General features: G+C 69.7%; 19 protein-coding genes and 1 pseudogene. 16 read left to right on the forward strand and 4 right to left on the reverse strand.

The window, feature by feature from the left end; translation table 11 throughout:
• Positions 1–53 precede the first annotated feature (53 nt).
• From NR798_RS26135 to NR798_RS26155, 5 genes are all read left to right on the forward strand, one after another.
• Positions 54–539 carry a hypothetical protein gene (locus tag NR798_RS26135; protein ID WP_375765218.1) on the forward strand — a complete coding sequence of 162 codons (486 nt, stop codon included), beginning with the start codon at positions 54–56 and terminating at the stop codon, positions 537–539.
• 124 nt (positions 540–663) lie between these two features.
• A complete protein-coding gene (locus tag NR798_RS26140; protein ID WP_375765219.1) occupies positions 664–2,472 on the forward strand; it encodes a serine/threonine-protein kinase in 1,809 nt (602 codons plus the stop codon).
• Positions 2,469–3,428, forward strand: a complete 960-nt coding sequence (locus tag NR798_RS26145; protein ID WP_375765220.1) for a hypothetical protein — start codon at positions 2,469–2,471, stop codon at positions 3,426–3,428. Before NR798_RS26140 ends, NR798_RS26145 begins: the two co-directional genes overlap by 4 nt.
• A 12-nt stretch (positions 3,429–3,440) precedes the next feature.
• Positions 3,441–5,327: a sigma 54-interacting transcriptional regulator gene (locus NR798_RS26150; RefSeq protein ID WP_375765221.1), complete on the forward strand. Its 1,887-nt coding sequence runs from the start codon at positions 3,441–3,443 to the stop codon at positions 5,325–5,327.
• A gap of 199 nt (positions 5,328–5,526) precedes the next feature.
• Complete coding sequence (locus NR798_RS26155) at positions 5,527–6,165, forward strand: hypothetical protein (RefSeq protein WP_375765222.1); 639 nt, start codon at positions 5,527–5,529, stop codon at positions 6,163–6,165.
• Positions 6,166–6,248: 83 nt separating this feature from the next.
• Here the strand turns inward: NR798_RS26155 and NR798_RS26160 are convergent.
• Together NR798_RS26160 and NR798_RS26165 are read right to left on the reverse strand one after the other, a co-directional pair.
• Positions 6,249–6,599, reverse strand: a pseudogene (locus NR798_RS26160) (DUF2019 domain-containing protein); the annotation flags it as partial.
• Positions 6,593–7,987 (reverse strand): hypothetical protein, encoded by a 1,395-nt coding sequence (locus NR798_RS26165; protein ID WP_375765223.1) that lies wholly within the window; start codon positions 7,985–7,987, stop codon positions 6,593–6,595. The gene NR798_RS26165 and the pseudogene NR798_RS26160, both read right to left, overlap by 7 nt.
• A 247-nt stretch (positions 7,988–8,234) precedes the next feature.
• Here NR798_RS26165 and NR798_RS26170 point away from each other — a divergent pair, with 247 nt between their 5' ends.
• The 3 genes from NR798_RS26170 (at position 8,235) to NR798_RS26180 (ending at position 11,657) form a co-directional block, all read left to right on the forward strand.
• A complete protein-coding gene (locus NR798_RS26170; protein WP_375765224.1) occupies positions 8,235–8,786 on the forward strand; it encodes a hypothetical protein in 552 nt (183 codons plus the stop codon).
• Positions 8,783–10,390 carry a carboxypeptidase-like regulatory domain-containing protein gene (locus NR798_RS26175; protein WP_375765225.1) on the forward strand — a complete coding sequence of 536 codons (1,608 nt, stop codon included), beginning with the start codon at positions 8,783–8,785 and terminating at the stop codon, positions 10,388–10,390. The genes NR798_RS26170 and NR798_RS26175 overlap by 4 nt, the downstream gene beginning before the upstream one ends.
• A 91-nt stretch (positions 10,391–10,481) precedes the next feature.
• A complete protein-coding gene (locus NR798_RS26180) occupies positions 10,482–11,657 on the forward strand; it encodes an AI-2E family transporter (RefSeq protein WP_375765226.1) in 1,176 nt (391 codons plus the stop codon).
• Here NR798_RS26180 and NR798_RS26185 read toward each other — a convergent pair.
• The gene (locus NR798_RS26185) at positions 11,654–11,962 is read right to left on the reverse strand and encodes a hypothetical protein (protein ID WP_375765227.1); all 309 of its coding nucleotides are present in this window, start codon (positions 11,960–11,962) and stop codon (positions 11,654–11,656) included. The genes NR798_RS26180 and NR798_RS26185 overlap by 4 nt on opposite strands.
• A 73-nt stretch (positions 11,963–12,035) precedes the next feature.
• Between NR798_RS26185 and argC the strand changes: the two genes are divergently transcribed.
• The 8 genes from argC to NR798_RS26225 all read left to right on the forward strand — a co-directional run bounded on the left by argC (position 12,036) and on the right by NR798_RS26225 (position 21,796).
• A complete protein-coding gene (argC, locus tag NR798_RS26190; RefSeq protein ID WP_375765228.1) occupies positions 12,036–13,097 on the forward strand; it encodes an N-acetyl-gamma-glutamyl-phosphate reductase in 1,062 nt (353 codons plus the stop codon).
• Entirely contained in the window at positions 13,094–15,172 is a 2,079-nt protein-coding gene (gene argJ, locus NR798_RS26195; protein WP_375765229.1) for a bifunctional glutamate N-acetyltransferase/amino-acid acetyltransferase ArgJ, read from the forward strand. The genes argC and argJ overlap by 4 nt, the downstream gene beginning before the upstream one ends.
• Before the next feature lie 35 nt (positions 15,173–15,207).
• The gene (gene argR / locus NR798_RS26200; RefSeq protein ID WP_375765230.1) at positions 15,208–15,693 is read left to right on the forward strand and encodes an arginine repressor; all 486 of its coding nucleotides are present in this window, start codon (positions 15,208–15,210) and stop codon (positions 15,691–15,693) included.
• Positions 15,690–17,135 carry an argininosuccinate lyase gene (gene argH / locus NR798_RS26205; RefSeq protein WP_375765231.1) on the forward strand — a complete coding sequence of 482 codons (1,446 nt, stop codon included), beginning with the start codon at positions 15,690–15,692 and terminating at the stop codon, positions 17,133–17,135. The genes argR and argH overlap by 4 nt, the downstream gene beginning before the upstream one ends.
• Positions 17,132–18,037 (forward strand): ornithine carbamoyltransferase, encoded by a 906-nt coding sequence (gene argF, locus NR798_RS26210; RefSeq protein WP_375765232.1) that lies wholly within the window; start codon positions 17,132–17,134, stop codon positions 18,035–18,037. Before argH ends, argF begins: the two co-directional genes overlap by 4 nt.
• Positions 18,038–18,405: 368 nt before the next feature.
• The gene (locus NR798_RS26215) at positions 18,406–19,053 is read left to right on the forward strand and encodes an SGNH/GDSL hydrolase family protein (protein ID WP_375765233.1); all 648 of its coding nucleotides are present in this window, start codon (positions 18,406–18,408) and stop codon (positions 19,051–19,053) included.
• Between the two features lie 45 nt (positions 19,054–19,098).
• Positions 19,099–19,857, forward strand: coding sequence for a glutathione S-transferase N-terminal domain-containing protein (locus NR798_RS26220; RefSeq protein ID WP_375765234.1), 759 nt, complete (start codon positions 19,099–19,101; stop codon positions 19,855–19,857).
• Positions 19,858–20,251: 394 nt separating this feature from the next.
• A complete protein-coding gene (locus tag NR798_RS26225) occupies positions 20,252–21,796 on the forward strand; it encodes an ATP-binding protein (protein WP_375765235.1) in 1,545 nt (514 codons plus the stop codon).
• A gap of 5 nt (positions 21,797–21,801) precedes the next feature.
• Here the strand turns inward: NR798_RS26225 and dacB are convergent, their stop codons facing one another.
• Positions 21,802–23,310, reverse strand: a complete 1,509-nt coding sequence (gene dacB, locus NR798_RS26230; RefSeq protein WP_375765236.1) for a D-alanyl-D-alanine carboxypeptidase/D-alanyl-D-alanine-endopeptidase — start codon at positions 23,308–23,310, stop codon at positions 21,802–21,804.
• Between the last annotated feature and the right edge of the window lie 141 nt (positions 23,311–23,451).

Genomic DNA, 23,451 nt, shown 5'->3' on the forward strand with positions numbered 1-23,451 from the left:
CCGGAGAGTCCCCGGGTGACTTCCCTGCCCCTTACGGTAACCTTGCGCCCGAGATGAACCCCGAAGCCCGCGCCGAAATGGTCGCACATGCCGAACGCGCCCTGCGCCGCGGAGAGCTGAACGAGGCCCTCGGCCTCTACGAGTCGCTCTGTCGGGCCTTCCCCGAGGACGAGGCCCTCGCCCTCAAGCTGGCCAACCTGCGCGAGATGCTCCAACCCGAGGAGCTCCAGGCCCTGCGGGCGCTCCGGGCCAGCGCCGTCCCCGAGGCCATCCCCCAGGGCCCCTCCACCCCCGTCACCGAGGGCGAGCGCCTCTTCTTCCTCGGGGACTATGTAGGGGCCGCCGCCGCCTACCGCCGCGCCCTCCAGGAGCACCCGGAGAACGAGCTGTTCCGCGAGCGGCTGGTGGAGCTGTACCGGCTCGCCCGCTCCCTCCCGGTGAGCTCCCCCACGGACCGCCAGCTGCCCCGCCAGGCCGAGCCGCTCCTGCACGCCCTGTTGGATCGCCTCGCCGCGCGCCGCCGCCTCAAGCGCGATTGACGCTTTGCACCCCACGGGGTGGGCTCCTAGAATCCAACCCCGACGTCGCTGTCATACCCGCGCCCTCCACCCTGACACTCGCGTCCGCATGGGCATCGGCTTGGAAGACTGAGACTCGGCACCCATGACGCACATCGGCCGCAACATCGGGCGGTACCGCATCCTCGAGGAGCTGGGCTCCGGGGGCATGAGCGTCGTGTACAAGGGGTTGGACACGGCGTTGGACCGCGAGGTGGCGGTGAAGGTGCTGCACCCGCACCTGGCCAACAAGTCCGAGTCGCGGCGGCGGCTGGCGCGCGAGGCCAAGGCGGTGGCGCGGCTGCACCACCCCAACATCCTCGAGGTGTTCGACTTCTCGGCCGAGGGCGCGCAGGACGCCTTCCTCGTCACCGAGTACGTGCGCGGCCGCACCCTCAAGCAGTGCGTGGACGAGCTGGGCCGGCTGGAGCTGCCGGAGCTGGCCGCCATGGCCGTCCATGAGATCGCCGCCGCGCTGGCGCACGCGCACGAGTCCGGCGTCATCCACCGGGATCTCAAGCCCGAGAACGTGATGGTCCGCGAGGACGGCGTCCTCAAGCTGATGGACTTCGGCATCGCCAAGCTGCTCGACATCGAGGAGCGGATGACCGTCACGGGCGCGCTGGTGGGCTCGCCGGCGCACATGGCCCCGGAGATCATCGAGGGCCACGAGGCGGGCCCCGAGACGGACATCTTCTCGCTGGGCACCATCCTCTACGCCCTCATCGTGGGCCGGCTGCCCTTCACGGCCGCCAACGCCACCGCCACGCTCAAGCGGATTCTGGACGGGAACTATGAGGATCCGCGCCAGCGGGTGCCCACGCTCTCGGACGAGCTGGCGGACATCTGCGCCACTTGCCTGGCGAGGGATCCGGCCCGGCGCTACCCGAACGCGAGCAAGCTGCGCGATGCGCTCGGGGACTACCTTGCGGGGCTCGGCTTCGCGCGCGTGGGCGAGGAGCTCGCGTCCTTCTTCGCGGATCCGCCCTCGTACCAGAAGCTGATGCGCCCGCGAATCATCGCCACGCTGCTCGAGCGCGGAGAGCGGCTGCTCGCGGAGAAGCGCACGCCCCGGGCGCTGGCGTGCCTCAACCAGGTGCTCGCGTTGGATGGCACCAACGCGCGGGCGCTCGGGCTGCTCAAGGGCCTGGAGCGCGAGCGCCGCGTGAAGCGCTGGCGTGCCCGCGGGTTGAAGCTGGGCGCGGGCGTGCTGGTGGCCTCGGTGCTCGGCGTGGGATTCCACCTGTTCCAGCGGCGCGCCCCGGATGCCACGCCTGCGGCCCCCGCGCGGGTGACGTCCGCCCAGGAACAGAAGCGCGGCGTCGTGGCGCCCGCGGCGAAGACGGAGCCCTCCGGCTCACTCCCGGTCTCGCCTGGCCCGGCCCCGGTGCGGCCCGCCCCCGAGAAGCGGATCGCCGCGCGTGCCGAACCCGTGCGCCCCGAGCCCGTCCGGGCCGTGCCGGAGCCCGTGTCCATCCTCGTGCGGCCCTACGGCTACATCCGCGTGGACCAGGGCGCGCGCAGCGAACAACCGCTCACGCGGCACGCGGTGGAGCTGCCGCCGGGCCGGCACACCGTCACCATCACCTGCGACTACTGCGAGGACGCGCAGGAGACGATCGAGGTGAGGCCGGGGGTGGAGAACGTCTTCCGCCTGCGCGCCCTGCTGAAGAGCTCGCGGCTGTCCTTCGCGTACGAGCCCGCGGATGCGGTGGTGCGCGTGGGCGGCGAAGTGCGCACCGCGCGCGAGTCCCAGGAGCGTCCCTTCGAGATCCAATCGCCGAGGGGCCCGGCGAGCTTCCAGCACCGCGTGGAGTACGAGGTGAGCCACAACGGGTACCTCACGGAGCGGCGCGCGGTGAGCATCGAACCAGGCAAGCCCACCACCTTGCGCGGGGCGCTCGTCGCCGAATGAGCCGCTGCCTCCGCCTTCTTCTCCTGCTGGGGCTGCTCGCCCCCGCCACCGTGTTCGCCGAGGAGCCGGTGGACGAGGAGGTGACCACCCTGCGCGCCAGCTACGAGTACGGCCGGTACGCCGAGGTGCTGGAGCGGGCGGGCATGCGGATCGACCGGGGCCGGCTGGCGGACAAGGACCTGGTGGAGCTGCACAAGCTGGCCGGGCTGAGCGCCTTCCACCTCAACCGCACCGAGGACTCCACGCGCCACTTCCGCGCGCTGCTGCGGTTGGAGCCCGACTTCAACCTGGATCCCTTCGCGGTGCCGCCGCCGGCGGTGCAGCACCTGGACAGCATCCGCGAGCAGATGTCGGCGGAGCTGGAGCTGGTGCGCCAAGAGCGGCGGCTGCGGGTGGAGCGGGAGCGCACGGAGCTGGAGCGGCGGGAGAGGGAGCGCGTGGCCGCCGAGGAGCAGCGCCGGCGGGTGGAGGCGCTGTCGCGGCAGGTGACGGTGCGGCAGGTGGAGACGCGCAGCTTCCTGGTGAACTTCGTGCCCTTCGGGGCGGGCCAGTTCCAGCAGGGCCGGACCGGACTGGGGACGCTCTTCGCGGCCTCGCAGGGAGTGCTGGCGGTGACGAGCATCATCTCCTTCTTCGCCTACGACTCGCTCATCGAGACGGCCGATGTCACCGTGGACGACGTCCGCGGGCCCCGGGACGTCACGGTGAGCTACATCCCCACCGCTCGCAAGAGGGAGGCCGAGGTCTGGACGGGGCTCAAGTGGGGCTCGGCCGCGGGCTTCTACGCCGTCTACGCGGCGGGGGTGCTGGATGCCCTGCTGCACCACCAGGATCAGGTGGTGCACACGCGCATCGAGACCCAGCCCACCACGCCCGATCCGGCCGCGCCCCGGGCGAGCCTCCACCTCTACCCCACCTCCGGCGGAGCGGGAGCCGGTTTTACCCTCTCCTTCTAGGAACGCGTCGACATGGCCAGCCTCACCGTCCGCAGCCCCGAGGGCAAGGTCCGCACGGTCCCCCTCCACAAGCGCATCACCAGCATTGGCCGCTCGGCCGACAATGACGTGCAGCTGGAGGACCCGGCCGTCCCGGACAGTGCCCTGCACGTGCTCTTCGATGGAACGCGCTACCAGCTGGGCAGCCTGGGGGCGACGTTCCAGGTGAACGGCAAGAAGCGCGACAACCACGTGCTCGCCACCGACGACGTCATCCGCGTGGGCGGCACCGAGCTCGTCTTCGCCCGCGAGGACGCCACGCCCAAGCCGCCCCCGGCCCTCTCGGTGACGCACGAGCCGACGTCGGATCCGGACTCGCACACCCGGGACATGCCGGGCGTGGTGGGGCGCGAGCTGGTGCTGTTGCGTCGCCTCACGGCCTTCAGCGAGCGGCTGCTGGGCACCTCCAGCCGGGACGAGCTGCTGGAGGGCCTGCTGGACGAGGCCATCGAGGTGACGCGGGCGGACAAGGGCTTCCTCATCCTGCGGGAGAACGGCGAGCTGAACGTGAAGGTGGCGCGCAACCTGTCGCGGGAGAACCTCGAGGACGCGACGGCGCGGGTGTCCGACTCCATCATCGAGAAGGTGGTGCGCACCCGCAAGGCGCTCATCCTGAGCGACGCGCTGGATGATCCGGAGTTCAAGAGCAGCAAGTCGGTGGTGAACCTGAAGCTGTTGTCGGTGATGTGCGTGCCGCTGGTGCGCAACGACGAGCTGTTCGGGGTGCTGTACGTGGGCAATGACCGGCTGGTGAACCGGTTCGAGCCCAAGAGCCTGGACATGCTCACCATCTTCGCGGCGCAGGCGCTGCTGCTCATCCAGAACGCGTTGCTGGTGAACGACCTGAAGCTGGACAACACCGAGCTGCGCAAGCGGCTGGACGACACCCACTATGGGGAGATCGTCGGGGCGTGCCAGGGGATGCTGGACGTGTACCGGCGCATCGACAAGATCGCGCCCACGGACATCTCGGTGCTGATCACGGGCGAGACGGGGACAGGCAAGGAGCTGATCGCCCGGGAGATCCACCGGCACTCGCCGCGGAGCAAGGGCCCGTTCATCACCATCAACTGCGGGGCGATTCCGGAGAACCTGCTGGAGAGCGAGCTGTTCGGCCACGTGCGCGGCGCCTTCACGGGGGCGGTGAACACGAAGGTGGGCAAGTTCCAGGCGGCCATCGGCGGCACGCTCTTCCTGGACGAGATTGGCGAGATGCCGCTGCAGTTGCAGGTGAAGCTGCTGCGGGCGCTGCAGGAGAAGGTGGTCTACAAGGTGGGAGACCACCGGGGCGAGCCGGTGGACATCCGGGTGGTGGCGGCCACGAACCGGGTGCTCGAGGAGGAGGTGCGCAAGGGCACCTTCCGCGAGGATTTGTACTACCGGCTCAACGTGGTGACGCTGAAGCTGCCGCCGCTGCGCGAGCGGGGCGAGGACCTGTTCGTGCTGGGCAAGTACTTCCTGCAGAAGTACGCCAAGGAGTTCAGCTCGAAGGTGAAGGGCTTCTCGCCGTCGGCGACGGTGGCGATGAAGAAGTACGGCTGGCCGGGCAACATCCGCGAGTTGGAGAACCGCATCAAGAAGGCGGTGGTGCTGGCGGACAAGCCGTTGCTGGGGCCGGATGACCTGGATTTGAGGCCGGAGAGCCTGGAGCCGGTGCTGCCGCTGTCGGATGCGCGCGAGCGCTGGCAGAAGCAGTACATCCAGGAGGTCTACGAGCGGAACAACCGCAACAAGACGAAGACGGCCAAGGACCTGGGAGTGGATCCGCGCACCATCTTCCGCCACTTCGAGAAGCTGGAGGCGGAGAAGAACGGCGGTCCGATGCCGCCCGGCGAGGAGGGCGACGAGGAGCTGCTCTAGACGCGGCCCATCCGAATTTGGCCGGAGAGCCGGAGGAGGATCATTGCGTTTCCTTTTCGTGTGTCTCTGCGCGACCGGGCTTGCTTGTTCGCGCGGCGATCAACCTCTGGTCAAGGCCGCTCCCGGCCATGCCCCCGAACTCCCGCCTGTGACAACACGCGAGGGCACGGGCGGGTCTGGGACCGCGGGCTCCGTCCGCGTGGCGCAGCGGCGTGAGACGTACACCACCGGCAAAGGGCGATGCGCCGTCGACGTGGCGTATCCCGAAATCGCCGGGCTCTCGTCGTCCGAGATGCTTGCGACTGTCAACCGGCTCGTTGATCAGGCCGTGCAGGCCACCATTCCTGAGAGTTGTCGAACGCCGCGCGACGCCTCGCCAGCGCGTCAAGGCGAGGGCTGCGCCGACCTGCCCGACCCCGGTAAGACCGACGTGTCCATCGAATATTCGGTGGGGCTGGTGAAGGATGGACTCCTCAGCGTCCGGCTGCACCGTACCGCCTGCACCAACCCGAGCCTCCATCCCGATGAACTGGTCGATGGGCTCACCGTCAATCTCGCGACGGGCACGGTGTACCAGGTGGCGGATCTGTTTCGACCCGGCACTCCCTGGCAAGAGACCCTGACCCAGGCAGTGCGCGAGAAGCTCTCTGCGGCCGCGAAGGTGGGCACCAACGTGCCGATTTCAGTGCGCCGCTTCTTCTTGAAGGAGGGGGTGCTCGTGGTGCTTGGACCGGTCTCGGTGCGAGCCTTCCATGCTCTCGACGTCGAGGTTCCGTTGGAACGGCTTCAACCCATGCTGAGCGGGCCTCCCGCTCAAGCGCCGGACTTACCCCGATGATGCTCCCGGCCACGCCCCGGGGAACCCTTGTTGCCCCGAGTTCGTGGCCGGGCGCGCTTGACCGGTGGTTCTATCGGATCGACAGGATCCAGGGCCCAGGTGCCCTCCGCCCAGCGTTTCAGGCACTCGGAAGCCTCGAAAGGAATCAGACCCTTTCCCTTTGCGGCCTCCTCCAAAACCGCCTTCGCTTCCGCTGTACGATGGCGCAACAGTAAAGCTGCCGCAGCCGTCCGCACGTCCATACTCGGATGCGTGAAAAGTACGGCGAGCGCATCCCGTCCGGCGTCTCCATGCGCACGTAGCTTATCAAACGCGGCAAGGGCTTTCTTGGCGTGCTTGTTTCCGGCCTTCGCGTCTCCGTTGAAAATCTCGCGAGTCTGGGCCTGTACGTGGTGAGCGAAGGCCTCAACAAGCTTGTCAAACTCCGCTACCATATTCCATTCCTTACATTCTCGATTGCCAAAAAGCCAAACGCGCGCTGTGCCTCGTAGGATTGTGAGCCGAGCCACTTTCGCACGGTCAGCGTGTGAGAACCGGTGATCCTCCAACGGATCGATGAATATAGACTACTGACGTTCGTGTGTAGGGCCTTATCCAGCGCAATGATGTTCTCTGTATTGTGCAGGGCCTCACCCCCGAACCGCTCCGCGTTGCCCGGGGTCTGCTCCACGATGTGATGCCACTCCTTGCCCTTGCCCGCAGGCCCCATGGCCGACTTGAAGCCGCTCGACGAGCCCCATGCCCTGTGCCCGTTAGGCAGGAGTGTCCCCCGCCCCGGTGAGGGACTCCCAACTACAACGCCCCGGGTGGCCATGGCTACGACGTGAGGCGCCAGGACGACGCGGATCGCTCCCTCGGGGACGGAGACAATGACGCGCTCGGCGCCGGTAGCCGCATCCACCAGGCGCAGGCCGGTGCTTGCTCCAACCGCCCCCGAGGCCTGCCCGAATCCCGGCAGCTTCGGCGCCTTGGATGCGAGCGCCAGCGTCTCCCCTACCGCTGCTGTTCCCACGATGAGGAGAATCCGCACGCTGTTGGGGCCGATGACACGGCCGAACCGCTCGCCCACCTCGCGCAGCTCCGCGAAGGTGGAGGCTCGCGGCGCATCTTCGTAGAGCCGCGCATAGGCGCGCAGCAAGTCGAAGAACTCCCATCCGAGGTAGCCCCACAGGAGCACGGTGAACGCGGCGGCTACGCCCTTGGTCACCGGCTCCGGCACCGGCGCCACCAACATCGCCATGTAGGCCGTGATGCTGATGCTGAGCATCGCCAGCAGCCGCGTCGGGTCGAGCTGGGCCCGTGTTTCCGCGTCCAGTCCGTCCAGCGCCGGCCCCACCGCCAGGGCCAGCGCGAGGCTCCGCTTGTCGTCGTCTCGCAGCTGCGGCCCGTCCTCGAGCAGCGTCAGGCAATCCCCAGGCGTTCCGCACCGCTCACAATAGCGCCCGTAGGACCGCACCAGGTCTGATGGCCTCGCGTCGTCACAAGACGAGGAAGCCAACGCCAGCTTGCGCCCGATGTGCAGCGGGGAGTGGGAGGTGGCCACCCGCGGCGGCATGTCGAGCCAGAACGTCGTCAGGGCGGCCTGGAGCTCCGAGTCGCCGACCCGCACCGGCGCGAAGTCCGAGGGCAACGTGGCGAAGACAGCATCACCCCCGCCTACGTCTTCCCCAGCCGGACGGTCCCGGTACGCCGTCCTTCCACCACCCAAGGGCGTCCCCGTGGTGCACGCCGTCACCAGCATCAACGCCGCCAGGGCCAGCGCCCCCACGCGCGAGCGCCGCCCTTCACCCAGGGGGTGTGAATCGCCAGAAGGCTTGGACATCACCGCGCCAGTAGTACCCCAGCCCGCTCGCCCCCGGCTCGGCCGCCTGCTGGCCAGGGGCGCTTGTCCTGCCTGCGACACAGCCGCGGCGCGGCGCCTCGGCGCCCGGCGCTGCGCGTGGAATCATCCTGACAGGCCTGTCGCGGTTCCCTGCACCTCCCGGGTGTGGCAGCCTCGTCAAACCCCTGTTCCGACGATGAAATCCGCTCCCTCCCGACTGGCCAGCGAATTGCTAGGGCTCCCCGCCATGAAGTGGTTCGGACTCGCAGCCACCGGATGGCTCCTGGGCGGATGCCTCATCCCCCAGGATGCGCCCTACCTCAGCGAGCTCCCCATGCAGCGCAACCGCCCCCCGCGGATCGTGGAGAAGCACGTGAACCCCTCCCAGCGCATCATCCGGGGCTTCGGCTCCGAGCAGTGCGAGCTGGAGTTCTCGGTCATCGTCGAGGACCCCGACATCAGCAACCGGCTCATCGCCTACTGGTTCGTGGACTACGACCCCAGCCAGCCCCGCGGCGAGGACCACCTGGACCGCATCGAACCCAACAAGGTGGGCGACAATCCCGCGCGTGACGAGCGCGCCACCTTCCAGGTGAACTTCGGCTCCGCCGATTTCAACCGCCTCAACCTCCCGGGCGACCACGTCGTCGAGGTCGTCGTCACCGACACCTCCCTGGTGGACCGCGAGCCCGAGGGCAGGCCCATCCCGCTCTTCGATGGAGGCACCACCATCGATCCCGGCTATAGCGCCACCTACACGTGGTTCGTCAGGACCGAGGCAGGAGGCAATTGCCCATGACCCGGCTCACTTCTTTCGTGCTGCTGACCGCGGCCCTCGTCTCGGGCTGCGGCGCGTCCTACGAGTGGGAGTCCTTCGTCGGCTGCCGCAGTGACAACGACTGCGACAGCGACGAGGTCTGCTTCATCGACGGCTGTGGAGATCCCGGCAAGAACATCGTCGTGGAGGTGGTCCCCAATCCCCGCGCAGGCCTGCACGCCCAGGACTTCCGGGTGGACGAGCTCCGGAGCCAGCAGAACATCGAGCTGTACGATCCCTCCGTCCTCAAGGGACAGGTGCGTGTGCAGGGGATGACCTCCAGCGGCACGTACTCCGCCCCCATCACCCTGCGCATGACGGGAGAGAGCCTGCTCATCCCCGGCGTGATGCGCCGCCACGAGAGTACGTTCGTGCCCGAGAACGGCGGCTACTCGCTGCCGGTGGGCGTGGGGCGCTACAACGTCACCCTGCTCACCACCGACTCCGAGCTGCCTCCCCTCTCCGGTACCCGGGAGGTGCAGCCAGGCCACTCGGTGATGCTGGACTTCACCCTGCCCGTCTCCTCCGAGCTCGTCCGCCTCTCCGGCACGGTGATGCACCAGGCGGAGACGACGGTGGACGTGGAGCTGGAGGTGCAGGCCCTGGACGAGGAGCTGCGCCCGCTCTCGCAGCGCATGAGGGTGACACGCGACACGGGTGAGTTCACCCTCACGCTCCCGCCCTCGGCCGCCGAGCGGCCCACGGTGGTGCTCCAGGTGGTGCCCACCTCCGCGCTGGCCCTGGTGCCGCAGAAGCTGTTCACCGTGAGTCCTCGCCAGGACAAGCTGGCGCTGGTGATGGGGGACTACGGCGAGCCGGTGCGGTTCAAGAGCAAGGTGCTGAACCGGGACGGGCAGCCGGTGGCGCAGGCCTCGGTGTCCCTGCAGGGCAAGGTGGGCGGCGGCGGGCAGTTCCGCAGCCAGAAGGTGCTCACCGACGCGAACGGCGCCTTCGAGCTGCTCACCCTTCCGAGCGAGAGCGGAACCGAGATGATGCTCTCCATCGTGCCTCCGCCGGGCTCCAACGCGGGCCTCACCCTGAAGTCCGTCCCGGTGCCGCGCGTCAGCCAGGTGCTGTGGCCGGACGTGACGTGTGGAGAGCGGATGAAGGTGCGCGGCACCGTGCTGAAGCCCAGCGGCTCGCAGCCGGCCGCGGGCGTGCAGGTGGTGGCCGAGCCCCTCGATGAGATCCCCGGCTGGCCCCGGCCCTCGTTCAGCTTCGAGGCCGCTCGCACCACGGATGACTCGGGCCGCTTCGAGCTGGCGCTGGATGCGGGCCGCTACCGCCTGGACTTCATCCCCACCGAGGAGCTCCCGCGCGTCAGCCGCATCGTGACGGTATGGCCCGGAGAGGGCTCCTCCCCCAATCCGCCCCTGGAGCTCTCCTCCTTCACCCTCTCCAAGGGCCGCAGCGTCACCGGGCAGGTCAGCTTCAACGGCTCGAATACGGCGCTGTCGGCGGCGCCCTACGCCTCCGTGCGCTTCTTCCGCGTGGTGGACGTGGAGGGCAGGCCGTCCGCCCTGCTGCTCTCGCAGACGCTGACGGATCAGAACGGTGGCTACTCCACCACCGTGCCCGCGCGCTGAAGCGGTCTCCTGAGGAGACCGGAATACCAGGCAGGAGAGCCAGGGCCCCCTCGGCGGCCCGCTCTCCTGGCCTCGGGCGGAGCCAATGCCGGTGCGTGCCTACCTTGAGCACTGGATGCCCGCCCAGGACCCTACGCGCCGCTCGCAGATCTCCGCCCGTACCGTCTGGACGGTGGGTCTCAACGCGCTCGCGCTGGTGCTGCTGGCGTACATGCTCATCCAAGTGCGCGCCGTCTTCGTGCTGCTGGCGGTGGCGCTGTTCGTCTCCCTGGCGATCGATCCGCTGGTGCGCTGGTTCCAGCGGCGGGGCGTGAGCCGGGGCTGGGGCGTGCTGGTGACGTTCCTGGGGCTGCTCGGGATCACGGCCCTGCTGGGCGCCACGTTGGTGCCCCTGGTGGTGCAGCAGGTCCGCAGCCTGGTGCGTTCCCTGCCCGGGCTGGTGAGCGAGGTCCGCACCTGGGAGTGGACGCGGTGGCTCGAGCAGCGCTTCGACCTGGAGCGCAAGGTCCAGGAAGCGCTGGCGCACCTCCCGGACGAGGTCGCCCAGTCCCTGCCGGGGGTCGTCTCCACCACGGTGAACGGCGTGCTGGTGTTCATCACCGTGGTGACGCTCAGCCTCTTCGCCCTGCTCTTCGGGAAGGATCTCTACGAGCAGGCGCTGGGGTGGGTGCGTCCGGCGCGCAGGCCCGCTGTGCGCGAGCTGGTGAAGAACATGCACCGGGCGGTGAGCGGCTATCTGGCGGGCACCGCCCTCACGGTGACGCTGGGCGGCCTCGTCACGGCGCTGGGCACCTTCCTGCTGGGCGTGCCCTACTTCCTGGCACTCGGGAGCCTGTACCTGGTGCTCGGCCTCATCCCCTACATCGGCAGCTTCCTCATGGCGCTGCTGGTCTCCTTCACCACGCTGACCACGGTGGGACTCAACCGGGCGCTGATCGCCCTGGGCGTCTTCCTCGTCTACCAGCAGATCGAAGGCAACCTCATCCAGCCGCTCGTCCAGCGCCACTCCATCCGGATGAATCCGCTGCTCATCTCGGTGGTGCTGCTCATGGGAGCCGCCCTGATGGGGTTGATCGGCGCGATGATCGCCCTGCCCCTGGCGGCGGCCCTCCAGGAGTTCCTGCGGGAGGTGCAGGAGGAGCAGCGTGAGCGCTGGAGCGGCGAGCGCGAGGACGGCGCCCCCCGCCCCGAGACCGCCCCCGTGGCCCGGGAGCCCGAGCCGAGGGAGCCCGGCCCGCATGAGCCGATGGGCCCCGCCCCTCATTAGAGAGCGGAAGCGCCGGTGATCTTCCGCGAGTGCTCCTGGAAGTCGAGCCAGGCCTGCTCGAACCGCTCCTGGGCCTGGGCCCAGGCGTCGTCGTCGGACTGCTTGAGCTGGGTCAGCGACTGCCGGACGGTGTCCAGCGAGCCGCGGATGAACGCGAGCTCGTCCTGGGAGAGCCCCAAGTCCTCGGCCGAGGTCCGCTGGAACACGGCATCCATCTGGCCGATCTGGGCGTCGATCTGCTCGAGCCCGGCCTCGTGCTTCTGGAAGGAGGCCCTCTTCTGCGCGTGCAGCTCCTCATTCGTCATGGCGGTGCCCTCCTGCGGGAATATGCATTTGCCGCTTGCGTGTATGCAGGGGAGCGAATATTCATGCACTTCCATGCATAAGACGGCGATCGGCATCATTGGCGCGTCCGGGTACTCCGGCGTCGAGGCGACCCACATCCTGTCGGCCCACGAGAAGGTGGATCTGAAGCTGGTGACCAGCGACAGGTGGCAGGGCGAGGCCGTGAGCCGCCGTCTGGGCATCATGGGAGCAGCCGGTCAATTGCGGTACGCGCCCCAGGACAAGAGCGCGGAGCTGGCCCGGGAATGCGAGGTGGTGCTGCTCGCCACGCCGGCCGAGACGTCGCTGCACCTGGTGCCCGGGCTGATCGCCGCGGGCGTGCGGGTGATCGATCTGTCGGGCTCCTTCCGCCTGAGGGACGTCGCCACCTATCCGGCCTTCTACAACTTCACCCACTCGGCGCCCGCGCTGCTGGAGCAGGCCGCCTATGGCCTGCCGGAGCTCTTCCGCGAGCGCATTCCGGGCGCGCGGCTCGTGGCCAACCCGGGCTGCTACGCCACCGCCTGCGCGCTGTCCGTGGCGCCGCTGCTGCGGGCCGGGCTGCTCGACGAGGGCTCGCTCATCTTCGATGCCGCCTCGGGCACCACGGGCGCGGGCCGCAAGGGCTCGGAGGACCTGAGCTTCAGCGAGGTGGACGAGGACTTCCGCGCCTACCGCGTGCTGCGCCACCAGCACACGCCGGAGATCGCCCAGACGCTCGCGGGCGTGGCGGGCCGTGCCGTGCCCCTCACCTTCACCGCGCACCTGCTGCCGCTCAAGCGGGGCATCCTCGTCACCGCCTACGGGCGCCTGCGCGCGGGCGCCACCGCCGCCGAGGCCCGCGCCGCCCTGGAGCAGGCCTATGCCTCCTGCCCCTTCCTGACAGTGGAGTCCTCGCCGGACGCGGTGAGCCTCAAGGGCGTGGTGGGCACCAACCGCTGCGCGGTGGCCGTGGCCGCCGACACCACCGGCTACGATCCGGGCCGCGTGGTGGTGACCGCCGCGATCGACAACCTGGTGAAGGGGGCGGCCGGTCAGGCCGTCCAGAACCTCAATCTCATGATGGGGTGGGAGGAGACGCTCGGCCTCTCCACCTTGCGGGGGTTCAATCCGTGAAGGTACCGCTCGGCTTCTCCTTCTCCGGCATCCACGCCGGCCTCAAGCCCCAGCGCAAGGACGTGGCGCTCGTCTACAGCGACACGCCCTGCTCGGCCGCGGGCTGCTTCACGGCCAACAAGGCCCGGGCCGCCCCGGTCCAGGACGCCGAGCCCCGTCTGCCCGCCTCGGGCATCCAGGCCGTGCTCGTCAACTCGGGTAACGCCAACGCCCTCACCGGCCCCGCTGGCCAGCAGGCCGTGCGCACCCTGCGCGACGAGCTGGGCCGCACCCTGTCCGTGCCCGCGTCCGCCGTGCTCACCGCCTCCACGGGCGTCATCGGCCATCCCCTGCCCGTCTCCAAGGTGGTGACGGTGCTCGGCGCGCTCAAGGACTCGCTGCGCTCCGAGCCCGACGCCGCCGCCGAGGCCATCATGACCACCGACACGCGCGCCAAGCAGGCGTGGCGCTCGGTGCGCATCGGCGGCCGGGACGTGACGGTCTCCGCCATCTTCAAGGGCTCGGGGATGATGCACCCGTCGCTCGCCACGGTGATCGCCGTCATCACCACCGACTGCGCCATCCAGCCCGGCGTGCTCGCGGCCGCCCTGCGCGAGGCGGTGTCCGGCACCTTCAACAGCCTCACGGTGGACGGGGACATGAGCCCCAACGACACCGTCTATGCGCTCGCCAACGGCCGGGCCGGCAACGCGTCCATCTCGGACCCGGGGCCGGAGCTGACGGTCTTCACCGCCACGCTCTCGGACCTGTGCCTGGAGATGGCTCGGGAGATCGCCTCGGATGGCGAGGGCGCCACCAAGCTGCTGGAGGTGGAGGTGACGGGCGCGCCGGACGCCGCCATCGCCCAGGATCTGGCGCGCGCCGTGGCCGGCTCCACGCTGGTGAAGGCCGCCGTCTTCGGGGCCGATCCCAACTGGGGCCGCGTGCTCGCCACGGTGGGCGCGCGCGCCGGCACCCAGGGCTACGCCGTGGACCCCTACTCGGCCCGCGTCCGCATCCAGGGCATCTGCGTCTACGAGGGCGAGCCGAAGCTGGTGGACCCGGCGCAGCTCAAGACGCGCATGCGCGAGCCCGAGGTCCGCATCGAGGTGCACCTCACCGGCGGCGAGGGCTCGTCCGTGGCGTGGGGGTGCGATCTCTCGTACGACTACGTGAAGATCAACGCGGACTACACCTCGCTCATCGTCCCGAGGCCCGACGGCGGCGTGGGCAAGGACGACCGGCTGGCCAACTACAGCCCCGCCTTCAAGACGACGCTGCTCGTCGAGGCGCTCTCGTACATCTCCCGCTTCCGCGGCAAGCGCTGCGTCATCCGCTACGGCGGCGCGGCCATGGTGAAGGAGTCCCTCAAGCAGGCCTTCTGCCGGGACATCGAGCTGCTGCGCTCGGCGGGCCTGCAGCCCATCATCGTGCACGGCGGGGGGCCGGAGCTCACCCGCACGCTGGACAAGCTCGGCCTGCGCCAGGAGGGCGGGCTCATCACCGACGCCTCCGGCCTCAAGGTGGTGGAGATGGTGCTCTCCGGCTCCGTCAACTCGGAGCTCGTCACCATCCTCAACAACCTGGGGGACCGGGCGGTGGGCCTGTCCGGCAAGGACGGCGCGCTGCTGCGGGCGCGGCGGATTCCGGTGGAGGACGGCCGCTCCAAGGAGCACGTGGGCGAGGTGACGCGCGTCAACCATGAGTTCCTGGAGATGCTGCTGGGCCAGGGCTACGTGCCCATCATCTCCCCGGTGGGACTGGGCGAGGACGGGCAGACGTACGACCTGGGCTCGGACGCGGTGGCGGCCGAGGTGGCCAGCGCCCTCAAGGCCCACAAGCTCATCTACCTGCACGACGCACCGGGCATCCTCCGGGGCGAGGAGCTCTTCAACGAGCTGACGACCGCGCAGCTGGAGGCGCACCTGGAGGCGGGCGCGTTCACCGGCAGCATGCAGACGCGCGCGAGGATGGCCCTGAAGGCGCTGGGCGGTGGCGCCGTCGAGCGGGTGCACGTCATCGACGGGCGCGTGCCGCACAGCCTCATCGCCGAGCTCTTCACCGACAAGGGCGTCGGAACGCTCGTCACCCGCTGAGGCCCGCCCGTGAGGACACTGTGAGGACAATGACCGTGAGTCCGCTTCGCAGCAACGGAGACAAGGCGGCGCGGCAGGAGGCCATCCGCCGCATCATTCGCGCGCACGCGGTGTCCACCCAGGACGAGCTGGGGCAGCTCCTGGCCCGCGAGGGCTTCGACGTCACCCAGGCCACGCTGTCCAGGGATCTGGCCCAGCTCGGCGCCATGCGCGTGTCGCTGCCCCAGGGCGGCACGGTGTACGGGCTGGAGGAGGCCCCTCCGCCCTCGGGCGAGGACCGGCTGCGGGAGCTGTCGGAGATGGTCCTCTCGGTGGAGGACAACGAGATGTTGGTGGTGGTCCGCACCCGCCCGGGCTCCGCGCCCGTGGTGGCCTCGGCCATCGATCAGGCCCGGCTGCCCGAGAACCTGGGCACCATCGCCGGAGATGACACCATCTTCGCCGCCCCGGCCCGCGGGAAGTCCACCCGCACACTGACCCGGAAGTTGAAGTCCCTCTTTGGAAAGGAAGAAACCCCGTGACGATTGCCAAGACGGCCGCCTCTGGCGGGCCCGGCCTCCACCCGGAGGTGCTGGCGTTCACCAGCTCGCTGGCGCTCGACAAGGCGCTGCTCACCGAGGATCTGGTCGGCAGCCTCGCCCACCTCACCATGCTGTCGCGCACCCGCCTCATCCCCTCGGAGGACGCGCGCGCCATCCGTGAGCAGCTCGTGGCCATCTGGAAGGGCGCCCAGGCCGGCACGCTCGTCCTGGCCGACGAGGAGGACGTGCACATGGCCGTGGAGGCGGAGATCACCCGCGTCCTCGGGGAGCGCGCGGGCCTGCTGCACACCGCCCGCTCGCGCAATGACCAGGTCGCGTTGGATCTGCGCCTGCACGTGCGCGAGAAGGTGGCCGAGGTGCTCGGCGTGCTGGCGAAGCTGCTGGAGGGCCTGGCCGCCCGGGCCGAGGCGGAGCGCGACACCCTCCTCCCCTCGTACACGCACCGGCAGCGGGCGCAGCCCATCTCCCTGGCCTACCTGCTGTGCGGGTACGGAGCCATGTTCACCCGGGACGTGGACGCGCTCGGCTTCGTGCTGGAGCAGGTGGACGTGCTGCCGCTGGGCGTGGGGGCCATTGGCGGTACGTCGCTGCCCATCGACCGCGAGGTGACGCGCGAGCTGCTGCGCTTCCCCCGCCTGACGATGAACGGGCTGGACACGGTGGGCGATCGCGACTTCGCCATGGACTTCGCGTACACGGCCATGCGCTCGCTGCTGCACGCGAGCCGGGTGGCCACGGACTTCTACGACTTCGCCTCGCCCGAGTTCGGCTTCGTGAAGCTGGACGGGGAGATCGCCTGCGGCTCGAGCATGATGCCGCAGAAGCGCAACCCGGACGTCTTCGAGCTGATCCGCGGCAAGGCCGGGCGGGCGGTGGGCAACCTCAACACCCTGGCGGTGCTGGTGAAGGGGCTGCCGGGCGGGTACAGCCGGGACCTGCAGGAGGACCGGCAGGTGCTGCTGGAGACGGGGCCGCTGCTCTCGAGCGTGCTGGGCATGCTGCACCTGGCGCTGGGCAAGGTGCACTTCGACAAGGAGCGGTGCTTCGCGGCGGTGGAGTCGGACTACATGCAGGCCACGGACGTGGCCGAGGCGCTGGCGATGAAGGGGATTCCCTTCCGCACGGCGTACAAGGCGACGGGAGCGCTGGTGCGGGCGTGCCAGGAGCGCGGATTGCCGCTGGCCAAGGTGACGCTGGAACTGGCACAGTCGGTGGACCCGCGCTTCGACGCCGAGGTGCTGAAGAGCGCGGATCCGCGGCGCGCGGTGGAGCGCAAGGCCAACGCCGGAGGAACCGGACCGGCGTCGGTGGAGAAGCAGATTGCGGAGCTGAAGTCCCACGCGGCGCGGGCCCGGGCGATGGCGGATGCCGTTCCCCGGCTCGCGGCCCTCTTTGATTCCTTGCAGGAGGCAGCACTGTGAAGCGCGATTTCCTGACCCTGGCCGACCGCACCGAGACCGAGTACCAGGCTCTGTTCAAGCGGACGCACGCGCTCAAGGCGAGCCGCAAGCGCAAGGAAGTGGTGACGACGCTGGCGGGGCGGCACCTGGTGCTGGTGTTCGAGAAGTCCTCGACGCGCACGCACCTGTCGTTCGAGGCGGCGATGTACCAGCTGGGCGGCACGGTGACGACGATCACCGCGGGCAGCAGCCAGATCGCCCGGGGAGAGACGATCGAGGACACGGCGCGCGTCATCTCCGGCTACGCGGACTGCATCATGTTCCGCACCTTCGGGGACGAGCGGCTGACGGCGTTCGCGAAAGCCTCCCAGGTGCCGGTGATCAACGGCCTGTCCGAGGGCGGGCACCCGGTGCAGGTGCTGGCGGACCTGTTCACGGTGGAGGAGCGGCTGGGGAGCGTGAAGGGCAGGACGATCGCCTTCGTGGGGGACTGCGCGAGCAACATGGGCCGCTCGTTCGTGGAGGCCACGCGCTTCTTCGGGTTCAACCTGCGGCTGGGGTGCCCGGAGGGCTACCGTCCGTCGGCGGAGCTGCTGGCGCAGGCGGGAGCGCGGGTGCACGTGACGGCGGACGCCACCGAGGCGGTGCGTGGGGCGGACGTGGTGGTGACGGACGTGTGGACGAGCATGGGCCAGGAGGCCGAGTCGGCGAAGCGCAAGAAGGAGCTGCACGACTACCAGCTCAACGAGGCGCTGCTGGCGAAGGCGAACCCGGGAGCCATCGTGCTGCACTGCCTGCCGGCGCACCGGGGCGAGGAGATCACCGACGGCGTCATCGACGGGACGCAGTCGGCGGTCTGGGACGAGGCGGAGAACCGGATGCACGTCCAGAAGGCCCTGCTGGAGCAGCTCATCCTGGGCTGAGACGCAGCAAGAACCACTCGGGTTGATGATCACCCTCTCCCTCCGGGAGAGGGCTGGGGTGAGGGTATCTCGGGCCTCGAGCTTCCCCACCTCGCCCCCTTCGCGCTCCGGCCGGAACTGCCCGAAGCGGAGGTTCTCGGCCAACCTTCCCGGGCGATGCCTCGCACCGGGCCGCGCCACCGTTCCGCATCCCGCGCTCCAGGCAAGCGAGCAAGTGCCCCGCCCCGTGTGCATCACGCACGTTGCCCGCTCCCCTCCCCCGCCCCAGTCTTGGGGGATGACAGCGCCTGCCCCCCCGCACGGTGCTCCGCACCTGCGTGCCGGCCCTGCTGGCTGGCGGGCTCCAGGGCGCGGGACGGAGACAGCGGATGCTCACGGTATTCACCTTCGGCGACTCGGTGCTCGACTGCGGCCACTACAACCGCTACGGCGTCTCACCCGGCGAGCTGCTGGTGCGCAACCGGGACGACCTCTTCCCCGAGTTCCGAGGCCAGGACCTGAGCGCGCACGGTGAAGCACGGCTCGTCGAGCTCGCGCAGGACGGGGGAACGGTGAACTCCCTCTCACGCCAGCTCCGCGGGGTGCGCAACCCCGGCAAGGCGGTGGCACTCGTCTCGGTGGGCGGCAACGACCTCCTCCAGGGCCTGCTGGTGGACAATGGCCCGCGCTTCGAGGACTTCCGGCGCAAGCTCTCCGAATTCCTCACGGCGCTGCCCATCCGCCCGGTGCTCATCGCGAACGTGTACGACCCCACGATGGGCAATAACCGCGACAACTTCACCGGCGTGCCGGTGGAGCGGGCCCGCGGGAACCACCGGCGGATGAACGGCCTCATCGCCGCACTTGCCTCGGAGCACGGCACCCTCGTGGACCTGCACGGGCACTTCCTCGCGGGCGAGGCCTCCTGGTTCACCTCCACGATCGAGCCCAGCCTGCGCGGCGCCTCGGAGGTGCGGCGCTGCTACTGGAGGGAGCTCGTCAAGCTCCTTCCCACCGGCGCCGAGGCGGCTCCCTGATGTTCCTCTTGTTGCCATGGGACCGGACTGCGAAAGTCATGGACCATGAGAACCCTGGTGGGATTGGGCTACTCCGGTTGGACCGAGAAGGCACGCTGGGCGTTGGATCACCATCGCCTGGCGTACCGGTACCGTGAACACATTCCGCTGATGGGCGAGCTGCTCCTGCGGCGTCATGCACCTCGCGGGCAACGCGGCACCGTCCCGCTCCTGATAGAGAGCTCGGGCGCCACGATGGGCTCCTACGCGATCGCCCAGCGGGCCGAGCGCGAGGGCAAGGGCTCCCCCCTCTTCCCCGCGGCGTCGCTCCCGGAGATCGAGCAATGGGAGCAGCTGAGTGACGCGATCCTGCGCGTGGGGCGCGCGTACATGGTGCAGCGGCTCATGCAGTTCCCCGACGCCCAGGTGGAGAGCCTGCCCCCGTTCATCCCCGGGTTCGCGCGGGGCCCGCTGAAGCCCGTGGCGCGAATGGCGGCGAGCTTCCTCGCGAGCAAGCACGAGGCGGCGTCGGACCCCGAGGCGGCCTTGCTCGCCACGGTCGTCCCCGGTCTCGAGCGGCTGAGTGCGGCGCTCCAGGGGAAGAAATTCCTCACCGGCACGTTCTCGTACGCGGACATCGCCATGGCGCTGACGCTCCAGTTCATCCAGCCCGTGGACGAGCTCTTCATCCCGCTGGGGCCGGGCCGGAGGAAGGCCTGGACCCACCCGGCCCTCGCGGAGCGGTTCGCGGACCTGATCCGCTGGAGGGACCAGCTCTACACCGAGCATCGCCCCGTTCCGGTGGACCCCCGGAAGACGCCCTGAAGCCGTTGTCGAAGCGGGCTCGAACTCTTGTGCCTCACCTCCACCGCCGAGCCACGGAGCCGGATTTTGCAAGGGTTCGCCCTGAAGCCAGACGTCTGGCTCGGCTTCTCGGAGAGCGCGGAGGTGATCGGCCAGGAGGTCGGACAAGGGCAGACACGCCAGGAGCCGGAGCGCCCTCCTCCGTGTCTGTCTTCACAGTGAAGCGCTCGAACACCGGGTTGGCGGTTAGCACCGCTGCTCGTCAATTTTGCCGAGCATCAAGCGCTCGAAGCCGGCTGTTCGCCAGACGGCAGGCCCAAGGTGGAGTTGTAAACGGACGTGCGGGCACAGCTTCCGCGGAGATTTCCAGCAACCCACTCATTACCGGAAGATGAGGACATCCGGGGGGAGTGAGATGCCAGAAAACAGCGTGTCGGGTGAGGCCGTCTCGGAGCGGGGTGCGGTTCCGCCACTCGGGCTGCCCTACCGGGAGCTCTTCCTGCACCTCGCCGAGCATTCGTTGGATGCGGTCTTCACCAAGGATCTCCAGGGCCGCTACACCTTCATCAACAGCGCCGGGGCGCGCTACCTCGGTCACTCGGTGGAGGAGGTGCTCGGCCACAAGGACGATGAGCTGGTGCCTCCGGGGGAAGCAGAGGCCACCCTGGAGTTCGACCGGCAGGTGCTGCTCGCCGGACGGGTGCTGCATTCCGAGATGAGCGAGCGGATGGCGGGGGCGCAGCGCGAGTGGCTCTCCACCAAGGGCGTCCTCCGGGGTGAGGATGGCCAGATGATGGGGCTGTTTGGCATTGCCCGGGATCTGTCCGCCCAGCTGCGCGGTGATGAGGCCCGGCGCCGCAACGAGGCCCTCTTCCGGTTGGCGGTCAGCGGCAGCTTCGACGGCTTCTTCATCCTCCGGGGCGAGGCCGAGGGGATGCGCATCCTGCACCTCAACACCCATGCCGAGTCCCTGCTGGGCTGCCGCGCGCGCGAGGCCGAGGGGCACTTCCTCTCCGAGTTCCCGCATGCGGCCTTCATCGCGCCGCCCTCGGCATGCGAGGAGTTCTGGCGGACGGGCAAGCCCCAGACGGAGGAAGTGCTCCAGGAGATGCCTGGGAGCGGGCGCCGCTGGTTCCGCCGCGAGTTGAGGGCCGTGGGCGACTGTCTGGCCGTCACGGTCCGGGACATCACCGAGCAGCGCGAGAGCGAGGCCCGCCTGCGGCTCAACGAGCGGATGGCCTCCATCGGGATGCTCGCCGCGGGAGTGGCCCATGAGATCAACAACCCGCTCGCGTTCGTCTCCAGCAACCTCGGCTTCATCCAGACCGAGCTGCGTCAGCTGGAGCAGCCGGAGGACGTCCGGAGCGATCTGCTGGAGGCGGTCGCCGAGGCGCGCGAGGGAGTCGAGCGCATGCGCCTCATCGTCCAGAGCCTTCAGTCGCTCTCGCGCGGGGATCCGGTCTCCTCCCACCCGTTGGATCTCCACGAGGTGCTGGAGACGTCCGTCCATCTGGTCCGGAGCAAGGTGTGCAGCCGGGCCCGGCTCGTGCGCGACTTCGGCCAGCTGCCCCAGGTGCAGGGCAATGCCGTGCAGCTGGCCCAGGTCTTCGTCAACCTGCTGGTCAACGCCGCGCAGGCCATGCCCCAGGCGGGTGGGGAGATCCGGTTGACGACGCGCCTCCAGGACGGCTCGGCCGTGGTGGAGGTGCGAGACACCGGCTGCGGCATCTCCCCCGAGAACCTCGAGCGCATCTTCGAGCCCTTCTTCACCACCAAGCCCGCGGGAGAAGGCACCGGCCTGGGGCTACCCATCAGCCACGAGATCATTCGGGCCCTCGGAGGAGAGCTGTCCGTGGAGAGCACCGTGGGCGTGGGGACCACCTTCCGCGTCCTCCTGCCCACCGTGGCCGAGCACTTCATGGAAGCCCCCACCGAGGGGAGGGTGAGCCTCCGTCAGTAGCCGCCTCAGCGCAGGGGCAGCGACACCATCGCCTCGGCGAAGCGCTCGAACACCTGGTTGGCGGTGAGCGCGGGCTGCTCGTCGATGTTGCCCAGCATCAGCGCGAAGACGACGCGCGGGTGCTCGGGGTCATTGGGGCGCTCGGCGATGCCCACGAAGGCCTTCTGCCCCGAGAGCGTCCCCGTCTTGGCGCGGATGAGCCCCTTGGCCCCGTTGGAGGCCGCGGTGTTCGCCAGCGTGCCGTCCACTCCCGCGATGGGCAGGCTCTCCAGCAGCGCGGGGCCGTACGGCTCGTGCAGGCTGGTGTAGATGACCCCCACCAGCCCTTGCGCCGTGGCCACGTTGTAGCGCGACAGCCCGCTGCCATCCGCCGCCCGCAGCAGGCGCGAGGAGATGCCCCGGCGCGTCAGTTCCTGCGCCATGGCGTCGCGCAGCGCGGGGTAGCTCTCCGTGCCCGTGCGCTCGCGGGTGAAGCGCAGGCCGAGCCGCTCCGCGTACAGGTTGAGCGACTCCTTGTTCGTCACCTTCACCAGCTCGGACAGCGGCGGGCTGACGAACTCCATGAGCGGCTCGCTCGTGGTCAGCGAAGGCACGGAGGCCGTCTGGGGCGCGGCCGGCACGCGCCAGATGCCACGCACGGCCAGGGCCTCCTCCATGCACGAGGTGAACAGGGATTGGGGCTCGTCGATGGCGACGCGCATCGACGCCTTGCGCGGGCACTGCTCCGCCGTCGAGCGCCACACGCAACGGACACGCCCGCTCACCCGCTCGCGCACGCAGCCGACCCCCGCCCGCTGGGCGTTCGGCTCGAGGTACACGACGGGCGGAGGCGCCTCGAAGGCCGGGCTGTAGCGCACCACGATGGGCCGCCGGGGCTGGGACTTGCAGTCGTGGCCCTCGGGGCGCTCCAGCGACAGGTCCACCACGTTCTCGCGGAAGACGAAGGGCGTCGGGGCCGCGCTGTAGGCGTAGGCCGCGTCGTCCCAGGCCCAGCCGGGGCCGAACAGGCCGTAGGGGCCCTCGTCGGCGTTGATCACCCGCACCGCCCCGAGCCACTGCCGGATGCCACGCGAGTGGATGGCCTCGGCGAGCTGCTCGCAGGCCACGGCGGTCTCGGGGAAGCGCCACGAGCCCAGTGACGGATCTCCCGAGGCTTCCACCACGAGATCCCCGAGGAAGAGGTTGCCCAGTTGCGTGCCCTCGAGCCGCACCGGCGTGCGGAAGCGGTAGTCCGGGCCGAACGCCGAGAGCGCCGCGGAGGTGGACACCACCTTCATCGTCGACGCGGGCAGCAGGCGCACGTGCTCGTGGCGCGCGTAGAGGGGGGCTCCCGTCGCCGCGTCCACCATGAAGACGCTGGCCAGCGTGCCCTCGGTCTCGACGGACTCGAAGAGGGAGTCCGCCACCGTGGTCAGTGACGGCGATGGCGGCGGACGGGGCGTCGTCGCACGGGGGAGACAGGCCGGCAGCACGAGGGCCGCCAGTAGAAGCGTCGCGAGGGGGGAACGGCGCATGGCCTCAAGCTACCGTCCCCTCCCCAGGGTGTCGACGCTCGGGTTCCGCACGGAGCAGGGCTTTCGTGCGGACGTCCACAGAGCGGGCGGGGGGGCAACCCAGGAGCCGGATACCCTCACCCTGTCCCTCTCCCGGAGGGA

Origin of the sequence: Archangium gephyra (assembly GCF_042230915.1) — a bacterium.
In the GTDB taxonomy this organism is placed as follows: Bacteria; Myxococcota; Myxococcia; order Myxococcales; family Myxococcaceae; genus Archangium; species Archangium gephyra_B.

Bases quoted from the DNA above. Each gene is read 5' to 3' on its own strand.
- NR798_RS26170 (WP_375765224.1), top strand. From the start codon at position 8,235: ATGAAGTGGTTCGGACTCGCAGCCACCGGATGGCTCCTGGGCGGATGC.
- NR798_RS26145 (WP_375765220.1), top strand. From the start codon at position 2,469: ATGAGCCGCTGCCTCCGCCTTCTTCTCCTGCTGGGGCTGCTCGCCCCC.
- NR798_RS26175 (WP_375765225.1), top strand. From the start codon at position 8,783: ATGACCCGGCTCACTTCTTTCGTGCTGCTGACCGCGGCCCTCGTCTCG.
- NR798_RS26220 (WP_375765234.1), top strand. From the start codon at position 19,099: ATGAGAACCCTGGTGGGATTGGGCTACTCCGGTTGGACCGAGAAGGCA.
- argC (WP_375765228.1), top strand. From the start codon at position 12,036: ATGCATAAGACGGCGATCGGCATCATTGGCGCGTCCGGGTACTCCGGC.
- NR798_RS26165 (WP_375765223.1), bottom strand. From the start codon at position 7,987: ATGTCCAAGCCTTCTGGCGATTCACACCCCCTGGGTGAAGGGCGGCGC.
- NR798_RS26150 (WP_375765221.1), top strand. From the start codon at position 3,441: ATGGCCAGCCTCACCGTCCGCAGCCCCGAGGGCAAGGTCCGCACGGTC.
- dacB (WP_375765236.1), bottom strand. From the start codon at position 23,310: ATGCGCCGTTCCCCCCTCGCGACGCTTCTACTGGCGGCCCTCGTGCTG.
- NR798_RS26215 (WP_375765233.1), top strand. From the start codon at position 18,406: ATGCTCACGGTATTCACCTTCGGCGACTCGGTGCTCGACTGCGGCCAC.
- NR798_RS26135 (WP_375765218.1), top strand. From the start codon at position 54: ATGAACCCCGAAGCCCGCGCCGAAATGGTCGCACATGCCGAACGCGCC.
- NR798_RS26225 (WP_375765235.1), top strand. From the start codon at position 20,252: ATGCCAGAAAACAGCGTGTCGGGTGAGGCCGTCTCGGAGCGGGGTGCG.
- NR798_RS26185 (WP_375765227.1), bottom strand. From the start codon at position 11,962: ATGACGAATGAGGAGCTGCACGCGCAGAAGAGGGCCTCCTTCCAGAAG.
- NR798_RS26140 (WP_375765219.1), top strand. From the start codon at position 664: ATGACGCACATCGGCCGCAACATCGGGCGGTACCGCATCCTCGAGGAG.